Origin of the sequence: Streptomyces sp. GbtcB6 (assembly GCF_019091475.1) — a bacterium.
Lineage (GTDB): Bacteria > Actinomycetota > Actinomycetes > Streptomycetales > Streptomycetaceae > Streptomyces > Streptomyces hyaluromycini.
This window is the reverse complement of sequence record NZ_JAGXJL010000038.1, coordinates 74021-88603: the sequence shown is the minus strand read 5'-3', so window position 1 is coordinate 88603 and position 14583 is coordinate 74021. Positions and strand designations below refer to the sequence as shown.

The 14583-nt window shown below is 70.4% G+C and carries 16 protein-coding genes and 1 tRNA gene; 8 read left to right on the top strand and 9 right to left on the bottom strand.

Going from position 1 to position 14583, the window contains the following annotated elements; translation table 11 throughout:
- On the top strand, positions 1 to 246 hold a 246-nt coding region (locus tag KVT45_RS41135; protein ID WP_217554520.1), incomplete at its 5' end, for an aldehyde dehydrogenase family protein.
- Between the two features lie 96 nt (positions 247 to 342).
- Here the strand turns inward: KVT45_RS41135 and KVT45_RS41130 are convergent.
- The 5 genes from KVT45_RS41130 to KVT45_RS41110 all read right to left on the bottom strand — a co-directional run bounded on the left by KVT45_RS41130 (position 343) and on the right by KVT45_RS41110 (position 4843).
- Positions 343 to 1176, bottom strand: a complete 834-nt coding sequence (locus KVT45_RS41130; protein ID WP_308311021.1) for an AfsR/SARP family transcriptional regulator — start codon at positions 1174 to 1176, stop codon at positions 343 to 345.
- Positions 1177 to 1539: 363 nt separating this feature from the next.
- The gene (locus KVT45_RS41125; RefSeq protein ID WP_217554518.1) at positions 1540 to 1839 is read right to left on the bottom strand and encodes an SAV_915 family protein; all 300 of its coding nucleotides are present in this window, start codon (positions 1837 to 1839) and stop codon (positions 1540 to 1542) included.
- 111 nt (positions 1840 to 1950) lie between these two features.
- A complete protein-coding gene (locus KVT45_RS41120) occupies positions 1951 to 3000 on the bottom strand; it encodes an iron-containing redox enzyme family protein (RefSeq protein WP_217554517.1) in 1050 nt (349 codons plus the stop codon).
- A gap of 210 nt (positions 3001 to 3210) precedes the next feature.
- A tRNA-OTHER gene (locus KVT45_RS41115) sits at positions 3211 to 3296 on the bottom strand.
- Positions 3297 to 3433: 137 nt separating this feature from the next.
- Positions 3434 to 4843 (bottom strand): aminotransferase class V-fold PLP-dependent enzyme, encoded by a 1410-nt coding sequence (locus KVT45_RS41110; protein WP_217554516.1) that lies wholly within the window; start codon positions 4841 to 4843, stop codon positions 3434 to 3436.
- 272 nt (positions 4844 to 5115) lie between these two features.
- On the opposite strand from KVT45_RS41110, the gene KVT45_RS41105 reads away from it, so the two are divergent.
- Positions 5116 to 6084 (top strand): nitronate monooxygenase family protein, encoded by a 969-nt coding sequence (locus KVT45_RS41105; protein ID WP_217554515.1) that lies wholly within the window; start codon positions 5116 to 5118, stop codon positions 6082 to 6084.
- Between the two features lie 75 nt (positions 6085 to 6159).
- On the opposite strand, the gene KVT45_RS41100 is transcribed toward KVT45_RS41105, so the two are convergent.
- Genes KVT45_RS41100 through KVT45_RS41090 form a run of 3 tightly spaced genes read right to left on the bottom strand, consistent with a single transcriptional unit; the run spans position 6160 to position 8182 of the window.
- Positions 6160 to 6333 carry a hypothetical protein gene (locus tag KVT45_RS41100; protein ID WP_217554514.1) on the bottom strand — a complete coding sequence of 58 codons (174 nt, stop codon included), beginning with the start codon at positions 6331 to 6333 and terminating at the stop codon, positions 6160 to 6162.
- A gap of 39 nt (positions 6334 to 6372) precedes the next feature.
- Positions 6373 to 7392 carry a bifunctional lysylphosphatidylglycerol flippase/synthetase MprF gene (locus KVT45_RS41095; protein ID WP_217554513.1) on the bottom strand — a complete coding sequence of 340 codons (1020 nt, stop codon included), beginning with the start codon at positions 7390 to 7392 and terminating at the stop codon, positions 6373 to 6375.
- Between the two features lie 4 nt (positions 7393 to 7396).
- Complete coding sequence (locus KVT45_RS41090) at positions 7397 to 8182, bottom strand: methyltransferase domain-containing protein (protein WP_217554511.1); 786 nt, start codon at positions 8180 to 8182, stop codon at positions 7397 to 7399.
- 284 nt (positions 8183 to 8466) lie between these two features.
- Between KVT45_RS41090 and KVT45_RS41085 the strand changes: the two genes are divergently transcribed.
- Genes KVT45_RS41085 through KVT45_RS41065 form a run of 5 tightly spaced genes read left to right on the top strand, consistent with a single transcriptional unit; the run spans position 8467 to position 13233 of the window.
- Complete coding sequence (locus KVT45_RS41085; RefSeq protein WP_217554510.1) at positions 8467 to 9606, top strand: acyl-CoA dehydrogenase family protein; 1140 nt, start codon at positions 8467 to 8469, stop codon at positions 9604 to 9606.
- Between the two features lie 30 nt (positions 9607 to 9636).
- A complete protein-coding gene (locus KVT45_RS41080) occupies positions 9637 to 10164 on the top strand; it encodes a hypothetical protein (RefSeq protein WP_217554509.1) in 528 nt (175 codons plus the stop codon).
- Positions 10161 to 10733: a flavin reductase family protein gene (locus KVT45_RS41075; RefSeq protein WP_217554508.1), complete on the top strand. Its 573-nt coding sequence runs from the start codon at positions 10161 to 10163 to the stop codon at positions 10731 to 10733. The genes KVT45_RS41080 and KVT45_RS41075 overlap by 4 nt, the downstream gene beginning before the upstream one ends.
- Before the next feature lie 3 nt (positions 10734 to 10736).
- Positions 10737 to 11711 (top strand): VlmB-like protein, encoded by a 975-nt coding sequence (locus KVT45_RS41070; protein ID WP_217554507.1) that lies wholly within the window; start codon positions 10737 to 10739, stop codon positions 11709 to 11711.
- Between the two features lie 13 nt (positions 11712 to 11724).
- Complete coding sequence (locus KVT45_RS41065; RefSeq protein WP_217554506.1) at positions 11725 to 13233, top strand: APC family permease; 1509 nt, start codon at positions 11725 to 11727, stop codon at positions 13231 to 13233.
- On the opposite strand, the gene nucS is transcribed toward KVT45_RS41065, so the two are convergent.
- Positions 13185 to 13856, bottom strand: a complete 672-nt coding sequence (nucS, locus tag KVT45_RS41060) for an endonuclease NucS (RefSeq protein ID WP_217554505.1) — start codon at positions 13854 to 13856, stop codon at positions 13185 to 13187. The two genes, KVT45_RS41065 and nucS, sit on opposite strands and share 49 nt — an antisense overlap.
- A gap of 287 nt (positions 13857 to 14143) precedes the next feature.
- Between nucS and KVT45_RS41055 the strand changes: the two genes are divergently transcribed.
- Positions 14144 to 14536, top strand: a complete 393-nt coding sequence (locus KVT45_RS41055; protein WP_089098747.1) for an SCO5389 family protein — start codon at positions 14144 to 14146, stop codon at positions 14534 to 14536.
- The last annotated feature ends 47 nt before the right edge of the window (positions 14537 to 14583 follow it).

The window sequence follows — 14583 nt, the reverse complement described above, 5'->3', positions numbered from 1 at the left end:
ACCGTGCGCATGGCCAACGACAGTGCCTACGGCCGGGCCGCGGGCGTCTTCACCCGCGATCTGTCCAAGGCCTACCGGACCGCCTCGGCGTTACGGGCCGGAACGGTCTGGGTCAACACCTGGAACACGCTGGACGCCGCGGTGCCCTTCGCCGGCCAGAAGCAGTCCGGCTGGGGACGCGAGATGGGTCAGGAGGCCCTCGACGGCTACCTGGAGACCAAGTCGGTCGTCACCGGCCTGGGCTGAGACCGCGGGGGCGCGGACGGTCGGCGGGCCGGTGCCCGGTACGCCGACCGCTCGCACGGTTGTCCGCCCCGAGTGTGTGTCAGGAGGGGACGCCGGTCACGACGCCTGCCCCCGCGCGCTCACGGGTATCGCGCCGGTGGCGAAGGGGAGCCGCTCCGCGAGCAGGCTCGGATCGTGCAGGAGAATGGCCCGTTCGAACCGGCGCAGCACCGGGGAGGGTTCCAGGCCGAAATTCTGGTCCAGACTTTCCCGCAGTCTCCGGTAGACATCGAGGGCGTCCGTCTGGCGGCCGGTCCGGTAAAGCGCCGTCATGAGCATCATGCAGTACTGCTCGTTGAACGGGTTCTGGGCGTACAGCTCCCTTATTTCCGGGAGTACGCGAGCGTGCGCGCCGTCACGCAGCTCGAATTCGTAAAGCAGTGCGTGTGCGAGGCTCCGGGCCTCCCGGTATCTGTCGGCGGCCATCCGGCATATGGGTCCGCCGGCGATTCCACCGAAGAGCGGTTCGCGCCACAGGGCGAGCGCGTTGCGCAACTCCTCGACCGCCGACCGGAATTCCCGGACGAGATCGCTGTCCAGTCCGGCCCGTACGGCGTCGATGGTGTGCAGGAAGGTCAGCGCGTCGACCTCCTTGGGTTCCACGGCGAACCGGTACCCGGCCGCACGCTTGGTCAGCCGGGACTCCACTCGTCCCGGCTCCGCCCTCTCCAGGCAGCGCCGTAATCGGCTGACCTGCGCCTGAAGGGCGTTCTCGACTTTGGCGGGCGGTGTCGTACCCCACAGCTCGTCGATGAGGGCATCCACGGTGATCACCTCCTCGCCGCCGGCCAGAAACGCGGTGAGCAGGGTCTGCTGAACGATTCCGGAAACCCTGACCGCCCCTTTTGTGCCCTGGATCTCGATCGTTCCGAGAATGGAGAAAGTGAACACGGCAACCCTTTCGCGCGGACGATTCAAACGTGCCGTTAGGGAGCTGTGGCCGACTCGGATGTCAGAGGTGCGGCAGGGACTCGCGGACCAGAATGCAGGCAGGCCAAATAGGGCAGGGTGGATCCCAGGTTGCTTCCGCTAACCAGGACCGCATGCATCCGGTGATTCCCCCGTGCACAGATGGAGTCGCCTCCCAGGCCAATCTTGTGGCATGCTGTTCGATTTTAGGCAGGTTCTGTCGAGGGTTGCATGCACATCGCGTGGCCGCAAGCCCCGAATGCAGTCAAGAGTGGGTAATATACATTTCCGGCATCGATTGTCGGCGCTGATTGAACGATTGATCTCGGCCGGGTGTGCCGGACATTAATCCTGCCGGGGCCGTACGGTCGCCCTGCTTGCCGTTTCGGTCGGAGGGGGCGGGTCCGCGACCGACGTCGGGTCGACCACCACCTCCCGGATGCCGAGCGGTGCCAGCAGGGAGGTCAGGGCCGCGTGTGTGAGCCGGAACCACGGCTGTCCCGAGCCCAGGGTCCGGATGAGGTCGTCCGGGCTGCTGAAGGCGTACCCCACGCGGCGTCCGCCGGGGCGGCGTCCCGTGCGCAGCACGACGGCCCGGCCGGGGCCGCGGTGGTCGACGGGCACCACGACGAGGTCACGATGCATCTCTCGCGCTCCTGAGGGGAGGTGGTCGTGGCGGTGGAGGGGCCGGTGGCCCGGAGCGGACCGCGGGCCGGTCTCCGGGCCCGCTCTGCCGGCACCTCCCGTGGAGGCCGCCTAGGCCGTGGCGACGGCCCCGCGGGCCGCGCCGAGTCGCTCGTCCAGCAGGCGGGCGGAGGAGTTCACCCGCCACAGCGCGCCGCGGGCGATGCCCCGCCGCATCCGGGCGTCGTGCGCGGCCGGCAGGACGACGTGGTGGAACCAGCCGGCGGCGTGCTGCGAGTCGACCGTGATGTGCAGCCGGTGGTACGTGATGCCGACCGGGGGGAGCCCGAGCCGCTCCCAGGCGTGCACCACGTCGGTGAAGCGGTCCGGTACCAGCCACTCCGTCATGCCCAGGAACCCGACCGCCTCCGCGTAGAGGCGCCGGTAGCGGCAGACGAGGACGGCCAGGTTGCCGGTGAGCAGATCACCGGCGGTCATCACCGACTCCATGTCGTCCTCGCGGACGTCGAACACCTCGTAGATCTTGTTGAACAGATGGGTGTGCACCTGGTCCGGATCGCCGTTGCCCATCTCGTCCCAGTAGTTGTTCGCGATCTCCATCTTGGCGGCACCCGCCGTGCCCACCTGCATCATCGCGAGCAGATCGTCGAACCGGCCGTCCACCAGCGACTCCTGCACGACATAGGTGCGCAGGTCGTCGTGTCCGGCCTGGTCGCGGATGAACTCCGTGTAGTAGGGGTGCTTGAACGCGCGGTGCCGGCGCACGAGGCCCTTCAGCCACGACAGGTACGGCCGCGGCTCGGTCGGTGCCTGTTCGAGCGTGCTTGGCGTGATGCAGCCGTCCTCCAGGGCGACGGTGGCGTTCTCCAGCAGTCTTGTGACCTCGTGCAGCAGCGCGGAGCCCTCGGCGGACGTGCCTTTGGGGAGCTGCACGACGGTGGTGTAGATCCTGGACAGCAGCAGTTGCTGCAGGTGGAAGGCCTCCGTGTCACCGGCGGCCGCGTCCTCGTTCAGGGCGCGTACCGCGGTGAGGGCGTGGTCGCGCCGCGCGGCGTGCTTGTGGTCGACGTCGTCGGCGTCCAGGGCGAGCCAGGACGATATCTCGTCCACGAGCGCGGCGTGCCCGGCCGTACCGGTGGCCTGGTATGTGCGGGACACCATTCCTCCAGCTTCGATGGAAAACAGAGCCTGGATGGGCGGATCCAACGGCTTCCCGATCGGTAACACGACCAGCCGTTCGATGTCGCCGAAACGCAGGGACAATTATTCCAAGAAGGGCTGATGGGACCCTGACGGGCGTCTTACGGAATGCCGCGGCGCAACAGGAAGAGGACGGATTACCGATTTCCCGGTGACCCGCCCTCTTCGGCGCGGAGAGGGTAGGATTCGAACCTACGTGGGCAGAGCCCTGTCCGGATGATTCCGGACCCCCATTAGGCCGCTTTGGGTACCTCTCCCTTGCACTTCAATAGTGGCACAGAGGTCCTGACTCGCCCCTGACATGGAGCTGAGACCAGGAAAGCGCTGAAACGGCGGACGATATTTCCGTACGAATCCCTGTACGGACGTCCGCCGTTTCTCCCGTATTTCCTGTTCAGTGTGCGGACGGCACCGGCAGCAGCTCCGCGGCGACCGCGCGGATCTCCTCGACCGAACGGTCCACGTCGTCCCGTGTGGTGCGCCAGGAGGACACCGACACCCGCATCGCCGTCTGTCCGTGCCACGCCGTACCGCCGAACCAGCAGACACCGCGCCGCTGGAGGCGGGCGATGGCCTCGCGCGTGAGGGCGTCGTCGTCCCCGAAGCGCACCATGACCTGGTTCAGCGCCACCTCGTTGAGCACCCGCGCGCCCGGGATCGCGGCGATGCCCTCCGCGAAGTGACGGGCCAGGTCGCAGCACCGCTCGACCAGTTCCGCCACCCCTGACCGGCCGAGCGTGCGCAGCGCCGCCCACACCGGCAGGCTGCGGGCCCGCCGGGAGAAGTCCGGCACCCACTCGATGTTGTCGCGCTCCGACGGGGTGCCGGGGGGCAGATAGGCCGCCCGCTCGGTCAGCATCGCCGCGCGGTGCGCCTCCGGGTGGGCCACGAAGACCAGGCCGCAGTCGTAGGGCACGTTGGGCCACTTGTGCGCGTCGCTCGCCACCGAGTCGGCCGCCTCGATCCCGGCCACCAACGGACGCAGCCTCGGGCTCGCCGCGGCCCACAGTCCGAACGCGCCGTCGACGTGCACCCAGGCGTCGTGCTCGTGTGCGATCTCGCAGATCGCCCGCAGTGGATCGACGGCGCCCGAGTGCACATCGCCCGCCTGCGCGCACACGATGGCCGGCCCGGTGCCCTCCGCCAGTACGGCCTTGAGGCCCTCCAGGCTCATCCGGCCCTCGTGATCGGCCGGTACCACCTCCACGCGCCCGGCACCGATGCCCAGGTAGCGCAGGGCGAGGTCGATGGTGAGATGGCGCTGCTCGCCCCCGATCACCCGCAGCCGCGGGGCTCCCTGCAGCCCGTCCTGCTCCACGTCCCAGCCCGCGCGGGCCAGCAGATGGTGGCGGGCGGCGGCCAGCGCGGTGAGATGGCCCATCGTGCAGCCGGTGGGAAACCCGACCGACGCCGTCCGGGGCAGGCCCAGCAGCTCCAGCAGCCACTGCCCGGCGGTGTGCTCGGCCACGGCGACGGCCGGCCCGAGTTCGTGCACGCCCGCCGCCGGGTCCCACGTCGACACCAGCCAGTCCGCGGCGATCGCGACCGGCAGGGTGCCGCCGATGACGTAACCGAAGTAGCGCGGACCGGAACTGGCGACCACACCGCCCTCCTCCTGCACCCGGCGCAGGACGTCCATGGTGTCGGTGGCCGGAGCGGGACCGTCGGGCAGCGGGCCGCCGAGCAGCGCGTGCAGATCCTCGGTCCGTGCGGTGGCGGCGACCCAGCGCTCGGGCAGCTCGTCCAGATAGTCGAATGCCTGCTTTACGGCGCGAACCAGCGGTTCTTTGTCGAAATCCGTCACGGCGATCAGGGTAGGCGCCGCCCGCTGATTTCCTGCTGACGGCGACGAAGGCGAAGGACCCGTAATCCCGGCCTCTTCCCACAGCGCGCTGACACCGCCCTGACGTATAGAGTTTTCGCAGGTCAGAGGGGTGATGTCGGGATGGCGCCAGGACGGGCGGCTGCCCTATTCTCGTCGGGCATTCCCTTCGGCCGCCGTATTCCTGCCGACACCACGGCGGCCCGCGCGCGCAGAACGGTCCGGTAGAGAACTCGCCCCGAAAGGCGTTCCCCGTGGTCCTGCACACACGTTTCACGTCCCTGATGGAGTGCACCGCTCCCATCCAGCAGGCCGGCATGGGCTGGGTGTCCGGCATCGACCTCGCCGTCGCCGTCGCGAACGCCGGTGCCCTCGGCATGGTCGCCTTCCCGCTCGCGCCGCCACCGGTGCTGACGCAGCTGCTCGACCAGGTCACGGCGCGCACCCGGGGAGCCGTCGGCCTGAACGTGATCGTGCCGTTCCTGGACGATCCCGCCTGCCTGGACATCGCCGCCCAGCGGCTGCGGCTGGTGGAGTTCTTCTGGGCCGACCCCGACCCGGACCTGGTGGCGCGCGTCCACTCCGGGGGCGCCCTGGCTGCCTGGCAGGTCGGTTCGCTGCGCGAGGCCAAGGCCGCCCAGGACGCCGGCTGCGACCTGGTCGTCGTCCAGGGCACGGAGGCCGGCGGGCACCTCCGGGGCGAGCGGGCGCTGCTGCCGCTGCCCGACGAGGTGCTGGACGCGGTGGACCTGCCGGTGGTCGCCGCGGGCGGCATCGCGACCGGGCGCGGCGTGGCCGCCGTACTGGCCGCCGGGGCCGCCGCGGCCAGGTTGGGCACACGGTTCGTGGCCACCGACGAGGCCGATGCCCACCCCGACTACAAGCGGGCACTGGTGGCGGCCACCGAGACCGAGATCACCGACACCTTCGCCGTGATGTGGCCCGACGCCCCGCACCGGGTGATCGCCTCGTGCGTCGAGCGCGCCCGCGCGACCGAGGCGGAGTTCGTCGGCGACATCGAGTTCGGCGGCGCCGAGATGCGCGTCCCGGCGCGCAGCATGGTGTCGCCCACCAGCACCACGCGCGGTGACATCGCGGCGATGGCGCTCTACGCCGGCCAGAGCGTGGGCGCGATCGGTGCCGTCGAACCGGCGGGCCGGGTGGTGGCGGGCCTGCTGACCGAGGCGGAGAAACTGCTCGGGGAGCATCCCGGCCCGCGCTGAGGCGCGCCGGACGAGGCCCGCGGGAGCACCGGAACGGCTCCGGTGCTCCCGCGGGCCCCGACATGTGCGGACGGCTCAGCCGTCCCCGCCGCCTCCCGCGTCCTCGGCCGCGAGGCCGGTCAGCAGCTCCTCCAGAGCGGCCAGTTCCGCGTCGGCCGTCTCGGCGACCGCACGGTCGTCCGGGGCCGCCGCACACGCGGCGAACATCTCCACGACCCTCTCGCCCTGTCGGCGTACCTCGTCGGGCATGAGTGTTCCCTCCTCCTCGCGAAGCGTGGTGACGGCACGTCAGACGGCGTTGCAGGCCCGGAAGACGTGCACCAGGCCCGGCAGGCTCGCCCGGCGCTGGAAGGCGAGGTACTCGGGCAGTACCAGGGTCGGCGCCCACTTCTCCTTGTAGGCGAGCTGGGTCCGGGCGGGGTAGACGGCCTCGCCGTGTTCCCACAGATGGTTCACGAACCAGTGGAAGGCCAGGCTGTAGCCGGGAAACCGCGGGGCGTCCAGCGAGGTGAACGGCGTGAAGCCGAAGTGCAGCCAGCGCACGCCCTCCGCGCGGAACACCTCGATCGCCGCCTTGTTGACCGCCTCCATGACGCCCGGTCCGGCGTCGGGCCTGCGGCGGCTCAGGTCGTGCATCCACCCCGCCTGCGGGCCGTGGACGGGGGAGTAGGAGATGTAGCCGACGAGTTCTTCCTCGCGCGTCGCGACGAACAGCCGGCGCAGCCGCTGGAGCGGGCCGCCGGTCTCGCCCACGAGGAACTCCAGCGCCCTGACGCCCTCCCCCTTCGTCCCCAGCCAGGCCGCGTCCAGTTCGGTGACGGCCTTCCGCCAGTCGGCGTACGGGGCCTCGGTGATCACCAGACCGCCGCGCAGCGCCTTGGAGATCTTGTTGCGCAGTTGCATGAAGCGGGTGCCGGCGAGGGTGAAGGTGTCGAGGTCGACGGCGTAGGAGGCGCCCATCTGGTTCACCACGAAGCCCGCGTCGAGGAACACCGGGGCATCGGCGCCCTGCACCTGGACGGCGACGATCTCCCGGTCCTGCGCGGCGGCGAAGTCCACGAACGCCGCCAGCAGCCGGGCCCTGGACCCCGGGGCCGCGAAGACGCCCCCGAACTGCACCAGATAGCGGCCGACCGGACGGTAGACGATCAGGCCGTCGTCCCCGGGCAGCCGGAAGTAGCTGTTGCCCCGGTTGAAGGCCAGGTAGGCACTGGGATTGCCGGAGTCGCAGTACCGCCGGACCGCGGCAGCGGCCGCCTCCGTCCCGGTGCTCTGCGTACCCAGGGCGTCCGTCGTGACCGTGTCCATGATCTCAACGCCGCCCGACGACGGTGAAGGCGACGCTGTAGGTGAGGGTGTCCTCCCGGGCGAGGTACTCAAGGAAACGGTCCTGCACCCGCTGGGCCGCGTCGGCGTCGCCCAGCGCCTCGGTCCTGGCCGGCTGCGCGATCTCCAGCTTCAACCGCCACAGCCGCATCGTCTCCTCGTCCGCCCGCCCGGCGATCAGATGGTAGGAGTCCGCCGCCACCTCCACGTCCCGCAGCCCGGCCCGGTGGGCGAAGTGGAACAGCTTGCGGCCGATGAACGGGTCGAAACCGGAACGCTCCAGCCCCTTCACGACCGTCTCCAGGCCTGCCTGCAGCTCCGGATCCTCGGGATGGTGCCACAGCAGCTGCCCGTCCAGTTCCTGGAGCAGGATCAGCCCGCCCGGCCGGCAGACCCGCACCATCTCCGCGAGCGCGCGCTGCGGGTCGGGCAGGAACTGCAGCATGAAACGGCAGTAGACGAGGTCGAACGAGGCATCGGGCAGCGGCAGTTCCCGGGCGTCACTGCGGACCGCCGCGCCCACGCCGGCGAGACGCGCACGGGCCTCCGTGATCCGGGAGGGGGAGAAGTCGACGCCCGTGACATGCACCCCGGGCCGTGTGTCGGCCACCTGACGGGCTATCACCCCCGGGCCGCAACCGATGTCCAGAACGCGGTCGCCGGGACGCAGCCGACGGGCCAGATAACGGTCGACCCAAGCCGCCGGGTCGACCTTCGCGGCCAATCGCTCGGCCTCCCGGGGATCCTCCATCAGATACGTGGTCTCGGCCATGCTTCTTCTCCACTCATGGTTGGACAAGGGGGCCGTACTCCGAAGTTCCAGCGCGGTGTTGGTTTATCCCATGGAATTCGAGCGCCGGGCAATACGAGAACTCCGTGCGGTCAGTGCCGCATCAGACGCCCATCAGGCGCCCCCGGGTGTCAGCCGGCCATCAGGGTTCGATCAGGAGCCCCTGCGAGACTGGCCGTGCACAACCCGCATATGGGCCCTGTGCCGCGCCGAATTCCTTCGCCATCGGATTTTCCCGTGATTTCACCTGTGAAGGAGAACCGCCGATGCGCTCCCTCGATGCCGCACGGGACATGTGCGGCCGGTTCCATCCCGGACTGCTGGCCGAACTCGAACAGCTCACGCTCGCCGAACGGGAGGCGGACGACAGCCCCGTGGTGGAGATCTACCGGGCCCATGGCGGTCCGGGCCTGCTGGTCCCGGCCGACTACGGCGGTGCCCAGGCGAGCCCGCTGCAGGCCGTACGCGTTCAGCGTGCCCTCGGCGCGGTGTCGCCGTCCCTGGCCGTGGCCACCGTCATGCACCACTTCACCGTGGCGATGCTGTTCAGCCTTGCCGAGACGGCCGAGCGGCTCACCCCGGGGCAGCTGAAGATGCTGTCCGCCGTGGCCGGGGACGGGCTGTGGTTCGCCTCGGGCTGGGCCGAGGGACGCAGCGGGCAGAACATCCTGGCCCCGGCCGTGGTGGCCGAGCGGACCGCCACCGGCTACCGGGTCGACGGAGGCAAGAAGCCGTGCAGTCTGTCGCGGTCCATGGACGTGCTGACCGCCAGCGCCGCGGTCCGTGACGAGGACGGCACCACCAGCCTGGCGCTGCTGCTGATCCCGGCGGACAGCCCCGGCATCAGCGTGGTGCCGTTCTGGGGCACCCAGGTGCTCGCCGCCTCCCAGAGCCACGAGGTCCGGCTGGAGGGCGTCGAGGTCGGTGAGGAACTGGTGATCCGCAGCACGCCCCAGCACCAGAGTCGGCTCGACGATCTGCAGACGGCCGGATTCACCTGGTTCGAGCTGCTCACCACGGCCGCCTACACCGGCGCCGCCTCCGCGCTCGTGGAGCAGGCCGTGCTCCGGCGGCGCGGCACCGCGGCCGACCGGGCCCGTCTGGCGACCGCCCTGGAGGCCTCGGTCAACCTGCTGGAGGGTACCGCCCGCGCCGTCGGCGACGGCCTCGGCGGCGACGAGGCCGTGGCGGCGGTCCTGGTGGCCCGGTACGCGGCCCAGGACCTGCTGGCCGACGTGGTCGACGCAGCCGTGGAGATGCTGGGCGGCATCGCGTTCATCGGATCCCCGGACATCGCCTACCTGTCGTCGGCCGTACGCGCCCTCGCCTTCCATCCCCCGTCGCGGGCGAGCGTGGCGGCGGAGCTGGCCGACTACTTCGCAGGGCAGCCACTGCGGCTGTCCTGACCCCCAGACCTCGCGGACGGAAGGCCGAGCGTGGACATCAAGAACCCCTACGAATCACCCGTCACCTTCAAACTGCACCGTGCCGAGTACCTCGTCGGTTTCGCCGTGACGATCGTGATGACCGTGCTGCACCTGGGGGACATCCGGTGGCCGGTATGGCTGGCGCTGTTCCTGTACATCGACGTGATCGGCTACATCCCGGGCGCCATCGCGTTCCGGCGCAGCCCCGACGGGCGGATACCGAAGACCTACTACGTCCTGTACAACTCGATGCACAGCCTGATCACCTGCGGCCTCGTGGCCGGACTGTGGATGTGGCTGGTCGGGCCCGAGTGGGCACTCCTGGCCCTGCCGTTCCACGTCCTGGGCGACCGGGGTGTGTTCGGCAACTTCCTCAAGCCCTTCGGCCGGCCCTTCGAACCGGTCGCCAATCCGCAGTACGACCGCATGGTCGCCGCCCTGCGAAAGGCGGCCGCGGGAACCAGGGTTCCGGCCGACCCCGACACGGAGACGGCCGTACCGACGGGCGAGACGGTCGCCGCGAAGGCCGCCCGGTGACGGTGCCCACGAGGACCCCGGCCGTCGGCACGGCGCAGCCGCAGCCCCACGACCAGGCCGCCGGGGACGGCGCACGCCGCGCGGCACGCGCGCTCACCTCCGCGGTGACCGTCCTGACGGTGGGCGGCGCCCGTCCGCACGGCACCACGGTGAGCGCCGTTGTCGCGATCTCCAGGACTCCGCTGCTGCTCGGGGTGTGCCTGCGCCCCACCTCCACGTTCGCCGACCGGCTCAGGGACACCCCGCTGTTCTCCGTCAACGTGCTGGGCGCCGCGCAGGAACGACTCGCCCGACGCTTCGCCGACCCCGAACGACCCGACGGCGAGGCCCAGTTCGCCGGGATGTCCGTCACGCCCGATCCGCTCACCGGCGCGCCCCTGCTCGCCGACTGCGTGGCCCACCTGGCCTGCTCCGTCGTACGGCGGCACCACATCGGCGACCACGACCTGCTCGTCGCCGAGGCCGTCGCCGGCGACAGCCCGGGCGGTGACCCACTGGTCAGCTTCGCCACCCGGCTGCACCGAGGACTGCACAGGACCGACGACGACCCGGACCCTTGGGAGCGATGACCGATGACGACCGACATTCCGCTGGAAGCCGACTGGGACCGCGCGCCGAACCTGCTCGACGGCGCCCAGGAGCTGACCCTCACCGCCGGGCAGTGCGACCTCGCCTACTGGCTGTCCGCCGTGGCCCAGGGCACCCTGCGCGGCCGGGCCCGGCGCGGCCACGCGACCACCACACCGCCCTACATGCGCGAGCCCGGCCCGCTGCGCGAGGCGCTCGTCCTGGAACTCGGCAACCGTTCACTGTCGGAGCTGCGCGCGGTCCAGGTGCTCTCCCACTACGTGATCGGGGCACCCGGACCGGCGGAGACGGAGTTCTTCGTCACACAGGTGGTGGACGAGGCACGCCACTCGATGGTGTTCCGCAACCATCTGCTCGAACTGGGCGTGCCCGCGGAACGGTTGCACGAGCAGATCGCGCAGGAGGGCGCGGACTACACCAAGCGGATACTCGACCCGATCTCCGAGTTCGCCACCTCCGTCGTCCGCGACGAGGGTGACTTCATCGGTGCGGTGGCGGTGTTCACCATCGTCATCGAGGGCGTGCTGGCCCCCGCGGCCGAACTCAGCGAACGCAAGTGGGGACTGCTCGACCGGGCGGCGGCCGAGATCGCCCGCGGCGCCTCCATCGACGAGATCCGGCACCTGGCCGTGGGCAGCTCCATCGTCCGCGAGCACCTGGCCCGGCACCCCGAGTACCGGCCGCGGCTGATCGAGCTCGTCCGGCGCGGCCGGCGGCTCTGGGACGAGCTGCCCGTCGACGAGTTCGTCCTGCACCGTGAGCACCTCTTCCAGGAGGGCATGGCCGCCCACACCGAACTCCTCGCCGACTACGAGGTGTTCCCCGGTCGGCGGCTGCTGGAGACCACGGCGGAGGAACGCTACGACCTGGCGGAGCGCTGGACCGACGACATGGCCCGCGCCCGGCTGCCCGAGATGGGCATCCCCGAGGCCGTGGACATCATCGTCACCGGACACTGAGCGGGAGGCGGTGATGGGATCCCCGGCACCTCTCGCGAAGGCCGCCCGGACGCATCCGCGCGCCGGACTGACCACCACGAAGATCGTCTTCCTGGTCGTGGCCGCCGCGGCCCCGATGGCCGGCATGGTGGGGTCGGTGCCCCTGGCCTTCGCCCTGGGCAACGGCGTCGGAGTACCGGCGGCCTTCCTGCTCTCCGGCGCCACCCTGCTGTGCTTCTCCGTCGGATACGCGGCCCTGAGCCGCCGGATCACCAGCACCGGCGGCTTCTACACCTACGTCGCCCGCAGCCTCGGCCGGATCGCCGGCCTGCCCGCCGGCCTGATCGCCCTGATCGCGTACAACGCGACCGTCATAGGTGTCACCGGAGCCTTCGCCTACTTCGCCGAGCTGGTCGCCCGGTCCCACGGACTGCACGTGCCCTGGCCCTGGTGGGCCCTGGCGGGCATCGCGCTGATGGCGTTCATGGGGTACCACCAGATCGACCTGAGCGCGCGCCTGCTGGCCGTGCTGATGGTCAGCGAGGTCGCCGTCCTGCTCGTGGTCAGCGTCTGCGTGGTCGTCCGCCGGGGCACCAAGGCGCTTCCCGCCGCCTCGTTCGCCCCGCACCACGTGTTCGCCTCCGGCCTCGGTGTGGCCCTGATGTTCGCACTGATCTCCTACATCGGGTTCGAGGCGGCGGCCCTGTACGGCGAGGAGACCCGCGACCCCGCCCGCAGCGTTCCGCTGGCCACCTATGTGTCGGTGGTGCTCATCACCGTGTTCTTCGCGCTCGTCAGCTGGGTCGCCGTGGGCGGGGTCGGCGTGGACCGGCTGCGGCCGACCGCACAGCGCGAACTGGGCGACATGTTCTTCGACCTCGCCCGGAGCTACACCGGTGCGGCCGTCGCCACGCTCATGCAGGTGCTGTTGTGCACCAGCCTGTTCGGGGCCATGCTCGGGCTGCACAATGCCGCCAACCGCTACCTGTACGTGCTCGGCCGGGAGCGGGTCCTGCCGTCCTGGCTCGGCGCAGTGCACCCGCGGCACAGCGCACCGCACCGCGCCGGACTGGTCCAGGCCGGCCTCACGGCGGCCGCGTGTGCGGTCTTCGCCGCCGCCGGCCTCGACCCGTACACCAACCTCGCCACCACCACGCTCGCGCTGGGAGCGGTGGGGCTGATGGCACTGCAGGGGGCCGTCAGCGTGTCGGTGATCGCCTACTTCCACTCCGACGGGCGGGCCGGCCGGCACTGGTGGCGCTGCGTGGCCGCCCCGCTGCTCGCCCTCGGCGGCATCGGCACCGAGCTGGTTCTGCTCCTCGACAACTTCCCGGTGGTCACCGGCACCCACTCGGCGCTGGTCAACCGGCTGCCCTGGCTGCTGGTCGCCGCCGTGCTGTGGGGTGTCGGGCAGGCGCTGTACCTCAAGGCACGCTCGCCCGCCCGGTACGCGGCGATGGGCGGCGGGATCGATACGCCGGCGAGCCCCGTCGGTCAGAACAGCCGCAGCTTGTCGTCCTCGATGCCCCGCAGCGCGTCGTAGTCCAGGATCGTGCAGCCGATGCCGCGGTCGGTGGCGAGGACCTTTGCCTGGGGCTTGATCTCCTGGGCCGCGAAGATGCCCCGGACGGGGGCGAGGTGGGGGTCGCGGTTGAGCAACTCCAGGTAGCGGGTGAGCTGTTCCACGCCGTCGATCTCGCCACGGCGCTTGATCTCGATGGCCACGGTCTGGCCCTCGGCGTCGCGGCACAGGATGTCCACGGGGCCGATCGCCGTCATGTACTCGCGGCGGATGAGGGTGTAGCCGTCGCCGAGGGTCTCGATACGGTCGGCCAGCAGCTCCTGGAGGTGCGCTTCCACGCCGTCCTTGATCAGGCCCGGATCGACGCCCAGCTCGTGCGAGGAGTCGTGCAGGACCTCCTCCATCGTGATGATGAGCTTCTCGCCCGCCTTGTTGATGACGGTCCAGACGCCGGCCTCGTCCCCCGTTCCCTCCTTGAGGGTGCACGGCGGCGACATCCAGTTGAGGGGCTTGTAGGCCCGGTCGTCCGCGTGGATGGAGACACTGCCGTCCGCCTTGACCAGGATCAGACGGGGAGCGGAGGGAAGATGGGCGGTGAGCCGGCCGGCGTAGTCGACGGAGCACCGGGCGATGACGAGACGCATGGTCGGCAACGCTACTCGACGCCCCGCCCTCCACGCGATTCGCCCAGCCCCCTCGGGAGGGCCCCCGCGACCGGTCCTGAAGAGTCGCCTGCGCACGCCTGTTCAAACCTGGCCGATTGTGTGCCTAAAGGGACCGTCGCATATACGCAATCTCCTGGTGGGGTCACCGCCCGTTGCCTACCGTAGTAAACGGGAGGTCGCGAAGTGTGTACTCAGCGTGTTCGGTATCGCGAACTCCCTTACCTGTCCGCCAACCCCTGTTGTTCGGGGGTGCGAGAGGAGTACCCATGTCGCTCGACGTCTCACCGGCCCTACTCGAACAGGCCGAGCGAGGCGAGGTCGACGAAGCGGATTTCGTCGACTGCGTCCGGACCTCCCTGCCCTACGCATGGGAGATGATCAGCTCCCTGGTGGCCCAGCTGAAGGTGGACGGCGGAGACTTCGCCGACAACCAGACGCCGCCGCCGGACGAGCAGGCACGCGGTCAGCTGCTGCGTGCGCTCGCGAGTGACGCCATACGCGGCGCCCTGCAGCGGCACTTCGGTGTGCGGCTGGCCTTCCAGAACTGCCACCGTGTGGCGGTGTTCCCGCTGGACGCCTCGGTCGACGAGACGCTGGCCCGCTTCACCTCGGTGCGCAATCAGCTGCTGAACCAGTCCCCGGAACTACGGGACTGCTGACGCCATGCTCCGGTACTGCTGACGCAGTGAGCCGCTTGCTTGCCGCT

Coding starts and splice junctions, on each gene's coding strand:
- KVT45_RS41125 (WP_217554518.1), bottom strand. CDS start 1,839: ATGCATCGTGACCTCGTCGTGGTGCCCGTCGACCACCGCGGCCCCGGC.
- KVT45_RS41120 (WP_217554517.1), bottom strand. CDS start 3,000: ATGGTGTCCCGCACATACCAGGCCACCGGTACGGCCGGGCACGCCGCG.
- KVT45_RS41100 (WP_217554514.1), bottom strand. CDS start 6,333: ATGCCCGACGAGGTACGCCGACAGGGCGAGAGGGTCGTGGAGATGTTC.
- KVT45_RS41095 (WP_217554513.1), bottom strand. CDS start 7,392: ATGGACACGGTCACGACGGACGCCCTGGGTACGCAGAGCACCGGGACG.
- KVT45_RS41090 (WP_217554511.1), bottom strand. CDS start 8,182: ATGGCCGAGACCACGTATCTGATGGAGGATCCCCGGGAGGCCGAGCGA.
- KVT45_RS41085 (WP_217554510.1), top strand. CDS start 8,467: ATGCGCTCCCTCGATGCCGCACGGGACATGTGCGGCCGGTTCCATCCC.
- KVT45_RS41070 (WP_217554507.1), top strand. CDS start 10,737: ATGACGACCGACATTCCGCTGGAAGCCGACTGGGACCGCGCGCCGAAC.
- KVT45_RS41065 (WP_217554506.1), top strand. CDS start 11,725: ATGGGATCCCCGGCACCTCTCGCGAAGGCCGCCCGGACGCATCCGCGC.
- nucS (WP_217554505.1), bottom strand. CDS start 13,856: ATGCGTCTCGTCATCGCCCGGTGCTCCGTCGACTACGCCGGCCGGCTC.
- KVT45_RS41055 (WP_089098747.1), top strand. CDS start 14,144: ATGTCGCTCGACGTCTCACCGGCCCTACTCGAACAGGCCGAGCGAGGC.